The 9,760-nt window shown below is 53.6% G+C and carries 7 protein-coding genes, 1 rRNA gene and 1 riboswitch; of the genes, 2 read left to right on the top strand and 6 right to left on the bottom strand.

What is annotated here, in order from left to right; translation table 11 throughout:
• Nucleotides 1-49 precede the first annotated feature (49 nt).
• The 3 genes from AOY24_RS16360 to btuB all read right to left on the bottom strand — a co-directional run bounded on the left by AOY24_RS16360 (nt 50) and on the right by btuB (nt 4,619).
• Nucleotides 50-1,591 (bottom strand): 16S ribosomal RNA (locus AOY24_RS16360).
• Between the two features lie 393 nt (nt 1,592-1,984).
• Nucleotides 1,985-2,836 carry a glutamate racemase gene (murI, locus tag AOY24_RS16355; RefSeq protein WP_054176987.1) on the bottom strand — a complete coding sequence of 284 codons (852 nt, stop codon included), beginning with the start codon at nt 2,834-2,836 and terminating at the stop codon, nt 1,985-1,987.
• Nucleotides 2,781-4,619, bottom strand: a complete 1,839-nt coding sequence (btuB, locus tag AOY24_RS16350) for a TonB-dependent vitamin B12 receptor BtuB (protein WP_042998963.1) — start codon at nt 4,617-4,619, stop codon at nt 2,781-2,783. The genes murI and btuB overlap by 56 nt, the downstream gene beginning before the upstream one ends.
• A 64-nt stretch (nt 4,620-4,683) precedes the next feature.
• Nucleotides 4,684-4,874: riboswitch (cobalamin riboswitch) on the bottom strand.
• A gap of 114 nt (nt 4,875-4,988) precedes the next feature.
• Between btuB and trmA the strand changes: the two genes are divergently transcribed.
• Entirely contained in the window at nt 4,989-6,089 is a 1,101-nt protein-coding gene (gene trmA, locus AOY24_RS16345; protein ID WP_044265235.1) for a tRNA (uridine(54)-C5)-methyltransferase TrmA, read from the top strand.
• 49 nt (nt 6,090-6,138) lie between these two features.
• On the opposite strand, the gene AOY24_RS16340 is transcribed toward trmA, so the two are convergent.
• Complete coding sequence (locus AOY24_RS16340; RefSeq protein ID WP_042998961.1) at nt 6,139-6,498, bottom strand: YijD family membrane protein; 360 nt, start codon at nt 6,496-6,498, stop codon at nt 6,139-6,141.
• Entirely contained in the window at nt 6,498-7,148 is a 651-nt protein-coding gene (fabR, locus tag AOY24_RS16335; protein ID WP_043001797.1) for an HTH-type transcriptional repressor FabR, read from the bottom strand. Before fabR ends, AOY24_RS16340 begins: the two co-directional genes overlap by 1 nt.
• Before the next feature lie 198 nt (nt 7,149-7,346).
• Between fabR and sthA the strand changes: the two genes are divergently transcribed.
• On the top strand, nt 7,347-8,747 hold the full coding sequence (sthA, locus tag AOY24_RS16330) for a Si-specific NAD(P)(+) transhydrogenase (protein ID WP_054176986.1): 1,401 nt from the start codon (nt 7,347-7,349) through the stop codon (nt 8,745-8,747).
• Here the strand turns inward: sthA and oxyR are convergent.
• A complete protein-coding gene (gene oxyR, locus AOY24_RS16325) occupies nt 8,730-9,647 on the bottom strand; it encodes a DNA-binding transcriptional regulator OxyR (RefSeq protein ID WP_042998960.1) in 918 nt (305 codons plus the stop codon). The two genes, sthA and oxyR, sit on opposite strands and share 18 nt — an antisense overlap.
• Nucleotides 9,648-9,760 lie beyond the last annotated feature (113 nt).

Below are 9,760 nucleotides of genomic sequence, written 5' to 3'. Positions count from 1 at the left end.
TTTTCATCAGACAATCTGTGTGGGCACTACAAAGGCAGGTTCTTTAAGGTAAGGAGGTGATCCAACCGCAGGTTCCCCTACGGTTACCTTGTTACGACTTCACCCCAGTCATGAATCACAAAGTGGTAAGCGCCCTCCCGAAGGTTAAGCTACCTACTTCTTTTGCAACCCACTCCCATGGTGTGACGGGCGGTGTGTACAAGGCCCGGGAACGTATTCACCGTGGCATTCTGATCCACGATTACTAGCGATTCCGACTTCATGGAGTCGAGTTGCAGACTCCAATCCGGACTACGACATACTTTATGAGGTCCGCTTGCTCTCGCGAGGTCGCTTCTCTTTGTATATGCCATTGTAGCACGTGTGTAGCCCTGGTCGTAAGGGCCATGATGACTTGACGTCATCCCCACCTTCCTCCAGTTTATCACTGGCAGTCTCCTTTGAGTTCCCGGCCGGACCGCTGGCAACAAAGGATAAGGGTTGCGCTCGTTGCGGGACTTAACCCAACATTTCACAACACGAGCTGACGACAGCCATGCAGCACCTGTCTCACAGTTCCCGAAGGCACCAAGGCATCTCTGCCAAGTTCTGTGGATGTCAAGACCAGGTAAGGTTCTTCGCGTTGCATCGAATTAAACCACATGCTCCACCGCTTGTGCGGGCCCCCGTCAATTCATTTGAGTTTTAACCTTGCGGCCGTACTCCCCAGGCGGTCTATTTAACGCGTTAGCTCCGGAAGCCACGCCTCAAGGGCACAACCTCCAAATAGACATCGTTTACGGCGTGGACTACCAGGGTATCTAATCCTGTTTGCTCCCCACGCTTTCGCACCTGAGCGTCAGTCTTCGTCCAGGGGGCCGCCTTCGCCACCGGTATTCCTCCAGATCTCTACGCATTTCACCGCTACACCTGGAATTCTACCCCCCTCTACGAGACTCAAGCCTGCCAGTTTCGAATGCAGTTCCCAGGTTGAGCCCGGGGATTTCACATCCGACTTGACAGACCGCCTGCGTGCGCTTTACGCCCAGTAATTCCGATTAACGCTTGCACCCTCCGTATTACCGCGGCTGCTGGCACGGAGTTAGCCGGTGCTTCTTCTGCGGGTAACGTCAATGGCTAAGGTTATTAACCTTAACCCCTTCCTCCCCGCTGAAAGTACTTTACAACCCGAAGGCCTTCTTCATACACGCGGCATGGCTGCATCAGGCTTGCGCCCATTGTGCAATATTCCCCACTGCTGCCTCCCGTAGGAGTCTGGACCGTGTCTCAGTTCCAGTGTGGCTGGTCATCCTCTCAGACCAGCTAGGGATCGTCGCCTTGGTGAGCCGTTACCTCACCAACAAGCTAATCCCATCTGGGCACATCCGATGGCAAGAGGCCCGAAGGTCCCCCTCTTTGGTCTTGCGACATTATGCGGTATTAGCTACCGTTTCCAGTAGTTATCCCCCTCCATCGGGCAGTTTCCCAGACATTACTCACCCGTCCGCCACTCGTCAGCAAAGCAGCAAGCTGCTTCCTGTTACCGTTCGACTTGCATGTGTTAGGCCTGCCGCCAGCGTTCAATCTGAGCCATGATCAAACTCTTCAATTTAAGTTTGATGCTCTTAGAATTAAACGTCGTAATGAATTACGTGTTCACTCTTTGAGACTTGGTATTCATTTTTCGTCTTGCGACGTTAAGAATCCATGTCACTCTGAGTGCCCACACAGATTGTCTGATAAATTGTTAAAGAGCAGTGCCGCTTCGCTTTTTCTCAGCGGCGCGGGGTGTGCATAATACGCTTTCCCGCTTCAGAGTCAAGCATTTATTTCGCTTTTCTCTGTCGGTGTTCATCACTGGTTTTCACCGGAGAACCCTGCTGACCCGGCGGCTTGTGTGCCGTTGTTCCGTGTCAGTGGTGGCGCATTATAGGGAGTTATTTCGGGCTGACAAGGGGAAATTTAAAATAATTTTCCGAGTGCGTAATATTTACCCAAAACAGCGTTAAACCGTCAGTTTTTCGAGCGATTCAAAGCCATAGCGCTGCAAAACGGGCAATAATTGCTCAGTTTCTGGCGTCATCGCCATGCAATAGGCAATGTTGGCATCTGCTGATTTCGCATCCGGCGCTTCATGTTCCAGTAGCCAGGCGGTACGTCGTGCAATGGCCGCCCCGGAATCGACCAGTCGCGTTCCTTCAGGCAGAACCTGTAAGAGTTCTTCCTGCAACAGGGGAAAGTGGGTGCAGCCAAGTACCACGGTATCAGGCGGCTCCGGCATCCGCAGCCATGGGCGCAGGATCCGTTGTAGTTCTTCCTGCGGCACGGGCTCGCCGTGCAACTTCGCTTCCGCCAGTTCCACCAGCTCTGCGGACCCCAGCATGGCTATCTGGCACTCATTGGCAAAGCGCGCGATCAGTTCATGCGTATAAGGGCGCTTCACCGTCCCGCGCGTTGCCAGAAGGCCGACAATCCCGTTCGCCGTCAGACGCGCCGCCGGTTTGATCGCCGGTACCACGCCCACAACCGGGAAAGCGAACTTCTCACGCAAGGCAGGAAGAGAGACCGTGCTGGCCGTGTTACAGGCGATAACGGCCAGAGAAAGAGGATAACGCTGCTGTACCGCCGTCACGATCTCAACAACGCGCTCAACGATAAACGCCTCACTCTTCTCCCCATAAGGAAAAGCCACGTTATCGAAAGCATAGATATAGTGGAGATCCGGCAGGAGATGCCGAATCTCATCATAGACCGATAACCCACCGACACCGGAATCAAATACCAGCACGGTGGGGCGTGGATCAGAAGGTGTAGCTGCCAGACAAGGTGTATTCCCGTCCTGCAGTTTGGTAGCCATAAACTGTCTCGTAATCTTTATCGAACAGGTTGGCTATTTTACCACGAACTGTGAGATGTGAGGTGACTGGATATGAAAGTCCGAGGTCCCACACGCTCAGCCCGCCCATTTTCACCTTCCGGGAATTGTCGTAGTCGTAATCGTAACGCTCGCCAATATACTGATAGGTCACATCCCAGCCCAGATCGTAGACCTGCCCGCTGAGCTCGTACTTCACCTGCTGTTTAGCGCGACGATAAAGCGGCTGATCGGTTTCATCATCACGCGGATCAACATACTGCAACGTTAAGCGATGATCGACCGGCCCGGTCGTCAGGTTCCCGGTCCATTCCAGGCCTTTGATGGTCGCGGATTTGACGTTGAAGTAGGTATTGTTGTTGTAGTCGATCAGGTTCTGAATTTTGTAGCGATAGGTCGACAGACGCCAGTCAAGCGGGCCGGTCAGCCCTTCTAATCCGGCTTCCCACTGCTTCGACTCTTCCGGCTTCAGGTTTGGGTTAGAGGCGATCCCAAAACGCTCCGCACCAAACTGTTGCCCCAGTGAAGGCGCAAGGAAGCCCGTGCCATAGGAAAGCGTCACTTTATAGTCATCAACAAACTGCCATCCCGCCGCTGTTTGCCAGGTACCATGCCAGCCGAACTGGTCGTCATGGTCTTCACGGCCCGACGCTTCCAGCGTCACGCTATCAATCTGCTGTTGCCCGGTGAGATAGAGGCCCGTGTTATCACGCTTATAGTTGTCTGTCCCATACTCGCCGAAGGACATCAGCTTTTCTTGTTTCCAGTCGACACCAGCACTGACAGCGCCGTGCCCGACAATAACGTTGTTGCCCCACTGGACGTAGCGCTGTTCCATATCATCAAGGCTATAACCTGTGGCATAGCGCCCATTTAGGCTGCTGTAGTTATAGTCCTTAATTCGCTGGTAGTTAGCGACCAGTTGTGACGAGTAGATTCCAGAATTGAAGCGCAGCCCCGTATCCCACGACTGAGTGTAATTCTGGTGCTCGTCGTTTCCGCCGTCATATCCCCAGTTCCCCTGGTCGTAATCGGCATTACTGGCATAGCCGTAGCCACGAAAGTAACCATCGAATTGATCGTTAAATTTGTGCTCAACGCCACCCCAGAAGAGTTTATTGCGATAACCATCGCGATCGCTGTCGCCGCTATAGCTGGAACGCGGCTGAACGTCGAAGCCTTTGGTGGTCTGATAAGCCCCGGCCGCGGTTACCACGGTATCGCCAAAACGCTGACGATACGTACCGTCATATTGCTGATAACCTTTTGACCCCACGCCAGCATTAATCTGCGAACGTTCCTCACCCGTCATAGTGATGATGTTCACTACGCCGCCAATCGCGCCAGAGCCATAAATCGCTGAGCGCGGGCCACGGATATACTCAATGCGCTGCACCAGCGACACCGGGATCTGGTCAATATCGGAATTATTCGTAATGCCCGGACGGGCGACCGGAATACCATCGACTAACACCAGAACGTGTTTCGCTTCGGTACCCCGCACAAACAGAGAAGAGCTTTGCCCCATGCCGCCATTCTGGGCGACATCCACGCCTGGCAGGCGGCGCATGACATCCAGAACGGTTCGGGACTGCCAGCGTTCGATATCCTCGCGGGTGACAATATCGGTCGGGGCCAGAACGGTATTAACAGGTTGTTGAAAACGGTTTGCTGTCACGACAAGCGTGTCAGGGGTGGCATCCTGTGCCCAACCCGAAAAGGCCGTGACGGAGAGCGCCGTCAGCAGCGATGTTTTTTTAATCATTGTAAAGCATCCACAATATAAGAAGGATGCCGCAGGTCCCACCGATAGTACGCGATGATGAAAACCAGTTGCGACGTTAGCCGGCAGGTCTTCGGGCTTGGAAGGTTATCCACGGATATAAGAGATGAAGACTTCCCACCCAACAGGCAGTGTCTGCTTACGCTCTCATCTCACCTTTCCTTACCGCTGCGCGTCAGCTCCAGATTTACACTGGATTCCCTATTAACTCACAGGACCGGCACACGGATGCTACAGTTTGTAACATCTTACTGTCCAGCGTGTTTGTTAAATATGAGAGATCATCAATGACTGGACATCTGTTGAGCAATCCCTACAATCCCCGCGTACTTTTATTTTTCAGGATACATCATGACCCCCGAACACCTTCCGACAGAACAGTATGACGCGCAGCTCGCCGAAAAAGTGGTGCGCTTGCAGAGTATGATGGCGCCCTTTTCTGACCTTGTCCCGGAAGTGTTTCGTTCGCCGGTCAGTCACTACCGTATGCGTGCTGAATTCCGCATCTGGCACGATGGCGATGACCTCTATCACATCATTTTTGACCAACAGAGCAAAAGCCGAATCCGCGTCGACAGCTTCCCTGCGGCGAGTGAACTGATTAACCAGTTGATGACCGCGATGATCGCAGGCGTGCGCGACAACCGCGTGTTGCGCCATAAACTGTTCCAGATTGATTACCTCACCACCATGAGTAATCAGGCAGTGGTTTCGCTGCTGTATCATAAAAAGCTGGACGACGAATGGCGTGAAGCCGCCGAAGCGCTCCGCGACGCCCTGCGTGCGCAGAACCTGAACGTGCATCTGATTGGCCGCGCGACAAAAACCAAAATCGAGCTGGATCAGGACTACATTGATGAACGTTTGCCAGTTGCGGGCAAAGAAATGATCTATCGCCAGGTTGAGAACAGCTTTACGCAGCCAAATGCGGCCATGAACATTCAGATGCTGGAGTGGGCGCTGGATGTCACTAAAGGCTCGAAAGGCGACCTGCTTGAACTGTACTGCGGTAACGGCAACTTTTCTTTAGCGCTGGCACGCAATTTTGACCGTGTGCTGGCCACCGAAATCGCCAAACCGTCTGTTGCCGCCGCGCAATACAACATTGCGGCGAATCAGATTGATAACGTGCAGATTATCCGCATGGCGGCGGAAGAGTTTACGCAGGCAATGAACGGCGTGCGCGAATTTAACCGCTTGCAGGGTATCGATCTGAAAAGCTATCAGTGCGAAACGATTTTTGTCGATCCGCCCCGCAGCGGCCTGGACAGCGAAACGGAGAAAATGGTACAGGCATATCCGCGCATTCTGTACATCTCCTGTAATCCGGAGACGCTGTGCAAGAACCTGGAAACGTTAAGCCAGACGCATGACGTATCACGTCTGGCGCTGTTTGATCAGTTTCCGTATACGCACCATATGGAGTGTGGGGTGTTGTTGACGGCGAAGTGAGTGTCATAACCGGATGATGACGCAAAGCGTCTCATCCGGCCTCTCCTCTTTATTCCGACACTTCCTGCTTGCGATTACGCATTTTCACGCCGATCCAGAAGACCAGAATGACCGACAGCACCGCCGGGAAGAAGTTGGAACCGATATCCGGATATTCCGCGCGCACCACGGTGCTGTAAAGCAGAACGCCGAGAATAAAGCAGGCGGCAGCCAGACCCGGTAAACCCACAGGCATGGTGCGATTCAAATAACGTTGATGCAGACAGTACACCGTCAGCACCAACGAGATAATCGGAAATACAGAAAACGGCACGATGGAGCTAAACAGCGCCGCGAATGTGCCATTGATTGACAAGCCAGCGACCAGCGCCAGCAGCAGCGTACCTTTATCCTGAACTGACTGTTTCATTACTCTTCCTTCACGTTACCCGGAATGAGGGGCATCTTCTCTTGTTCACGGCGATACCAGTAATACGCACCTTTCGAAATCATGCGCAGTTGCAGTACCAGTCGCTCTTCTAACTGCCGACGCTGTTCCGCGCCCACGTCCAGCGCTTCGGCGCCTGCACTGAAGACAATCGTCACCATCGCTTCGGCTTGCGCTTCAGTAAACGCACGCGGCATATGGTTTTCGATTTCCAGATAGTCCGCAAGTTCCGCGATGAAGTGCTGAATTTCTCGCGCAACGGCAGCACGGAACGCCGCTGAGGTGCCAGAACGTTCACGCAATAATAAACGGAAGGCGTTGGGGTTGTTACCGATGAACTCCATAAATGTGGAGACCGAGGTGCGGATCACACTCCCGCCCTTGGCGATACGCTGACGAGCCTGGCGCATCAACTGACGCAACATCAGACCGCTTTCATCAACCATGGTCAGGCCGAGCTCATCAACATCACGGAAATGACGATAAAAGGAGGTTGGCGCAATGCCCGCTTCACGTGCGACTTCACGCAAACTGAGACTGGCGAAGCTACGCTCCGCGCTCAGTTGACTAAATGCGGCTTCTACCAGCGAACGCCGGGTTTTTTCTTTTTGCTGCGCTCTAACGCCCATCACGATGTCTGAATCCTTCCGTATGCCTTGTCCGGCACTATACCAGAGTTCAAAGTTAATCTGTTTGTTCAGCTTTGTGAATGATTGTTTACGCGCAGTTTGTGCTTCGGCTTCGCAAAAAAGCACAACGATAATTGGGTTATCCCGGCAATGATGTTACTATTCTGTTGCTTTTATGTATAAGAACAGGTAAGCCTTACCATGCCACATTCCTACGATTACGATGCCATAGTTATAGGTTCCGGCCCCGGCGGCGAAGGCGCTGCAATGGGTCTGGTTAAGCAAGGAGCTCGTGTTGCGGTTATCGAGCGTTATCACAACGTTGGCGGCGGTTGCACCCACTGGGGCACCATCCCGTCAAAAGCGCTCCGCCACGCAGTCAGTCGTATTATCGAATTCAATCAGAACCCCCTTTATAGCGATCATTCCCGCCTGCTTCGTTCCTCATTCGCCGATATTCTCAACCATGCCGACAACGTGATTAATCAGCAAACACGGATGCGGCAGGGTTTTTATGAGCGTAACCACTGCGAGATCTTGCAGGGTAACGCCCATTTTGTTGACGAACACACGCTGGCGCTGGAATGTCATGACGGTACGGTTGAAACCCTGACAGCAGAGAAATTTGTCATTGCCTGCGGATCGCGCCCTTATCATCCGGCAGACGTGGATTTCTCGCACCCGCGCATTTATGACAGCGATTCGATCCTCAGTCTGCACCACGAACCGCGCCATGTGATTATTTATGGTGCCGGAGTGATTGGCTGCGAATATGCGTCGATCTTCCGCGGAATGGAGGTCAAAGTTGATCTCATCAACACCCGCGACCGTCTGCTGGCGTTCCTCGATCAAGAGATGTCCGACTCCCTCTCTTACCACTTCTGGAACAGCGGCGTCGTCATTCGCCACAATGAAGAGTATGAGAAAATCGAAGGCTGCGACGATGGCGTGATCATGCACCTGAAGTCCGGTAAGAAACTGAAGGCCGACTGCCTGTTGTATGCCAATGGTCGTACCGGCAACACCGATTCTCTGGCGTTACAGAATATCGGTCTGGAAACCGACAGCCGTGGTCAGCTCAAGGTTAACAGCATGTACCAAACCGCGCTGCCGCACGTTTACGCGGTGGGTGATGTGATCGGTTACCCGAGCCTGGCGTCCGCAGCATACGACCAGGGACGCATTGCCGCCCAGGCGCTGGTGAAAGGGGAAGCGAACGCGCACCTGATCGAAGATATCCCGACCGGCATTTACACCATCCCGGAGATCAGTTCCGTGGGCAAAACCGAACAGCAACTGACGGCGATGAAAGTGCCTTACGAAGTGGGCCGCGCTCAGTTTAAACACCTGGCGCGCGCGCAAATCGTCGGCATGAACGTAGGCACGCTGAAGATTTTGTTCCATCGGGAAACGAAAGAGATTCTGGGGATTCACTGCTTTGGTGAACGCGCAGCCGAGATTATTCACATCGGTCAGGCGGTTATGGAGCAGAAAGGTGGTGGTAACACGATTGAGTACTTCGTTAACACCACCTTTAACTACCCGACGATGGCGGAAGCCTATCGGGTAGCGGCGCTAAATGGTTTAAACCGCCTTTTTTAACGCCTTGTCGAAATGGCCATCCATCGCACCGCGGATGGCCTCTGCCAGTTGCTCATAGCGACTACGCAGCGGTGATCCTGGACGATACACCAGCCCCACCGTACGACGCGGCTCAGGCTTAATGCAGGGCAGATATACCACGCCATCACGTTTGCGTTCTTGCGGAACCGCCAGCGCAGGCAGCAGGGTAATACCGCTTCCTGCCGCTACCATGTTACGCAGCGTTTCCAGACTGGTCGCACGGAAGTGGGTGTCTTCGTCAGCACCGGCTTCAAAGCAGAATCCCATCGCCTGATCGCGCAGACAGTGACCGTCCTCCAGCATCAGCAGTTTTTCGCCTGCCAGATCGGACATCGGCACGCATTCGCGATTCGCCCACGGGTGATCTTCGTAGATCGCCAGCAGCATCGGCTCGTCGAACAACGGCACTTCGATAAAGGCCTCGCTCTCTTTCACCAGCGCCAGGATCACGCAGTCAAGCTTGCCGCTATCCAGTTGCGCCAGCAGCTGATGGGTCTGCGCTTCATGCAGATACATTTCCAGCTTCGGGAAAGTCTGGTGCAGCATCGGGATAATATGCGGCAGCAGGTAAGGACCGACAGTGGGAATCAAACCAATGTGCAGCGGACCTGACATGGTTTCGCCCTGTTGGCTTGCCATCTCCTTGAGCACTTTGACCTCACGCAGCACGGTACGTGCCTGATCCACCAGCAGTAACCCCGCCTGGGTGAACAGCACTTTACGACTCGTACGCTCCAGCAGCATCACGCCCAGCTCATCTTCCAGCTTGCGGATTTGTCCGCTCAGCGTTGGCTGACTAACGTGACAGGAGTCCGCCGCGCGCCGGAAGTGGCGATGTTCGGCTAATGCCACCAGGTATTCAAGATCACGAATATTCATTATTCATCCTCCATCGCCACGATAGTTCATGGCGATAGGTAGCATAGCAACGAACGATTATCCCTATCAAGCTTTCTGTCTGATAATCCATCACAGAAACGGAGCAGTCTCGT

This window comes from Citrobacter sp. CtB7.12 (assembly GCF_001297795.1).
GTDB classification, from domain to species: Bacteria; Pseudomonadota; Gammaproteobacteria; order Enterobacterales; family Enterobacteriaceae; genus Citrobacter_A; species Citrobacter_A amalonaticus.
This window is presented reverse-complemented; position numbering and strand designations above follow the sequence as displayed.

Bases quoted from the DNA above. Each gene is read 5' to 3' on its own strand.
- oxyR (WP_042998960.1), bottom strand. From the start codon at position 9,647: ATGAATATTCGTGATCTTGAATACCTGGTGGCATTAGCCGAACATCGC.
- trmA (WP_044265235.1), top strand. From the start codon at position 4,989: ATGACCCCCGAACACCTTCCGACAGAACAGTATGACGCGCAGCTCGCC.
- sthA (WP_054176986.1), top strand. From the start codon at position 7,347: ATGCCACATTCCTACGATTACGATGCCATAGTTATAGGTTCCGGCCCC.
- AOY24_RS16340 (WP_042998961.1), bottom strand. From the start codon at position 6,498: ATGAAACAGTCAGTTCAGGATAAAGGTACGCTGCTGCTGGCGCTGGTC.
- btuB (WP_042998963.1), bottom strand. From the start codon at position 4,619: ATGATTAAAAAAACATCGCTGCTGACGGCGCTCTCCGTCACGGCCTTT.
- murI (WP_054176987.1), bottom strand. From the start codon at position 2,836: ATGGCTACCAAACTGCAGGACGGGAATACACCTTGTCTGGCAGCTACA.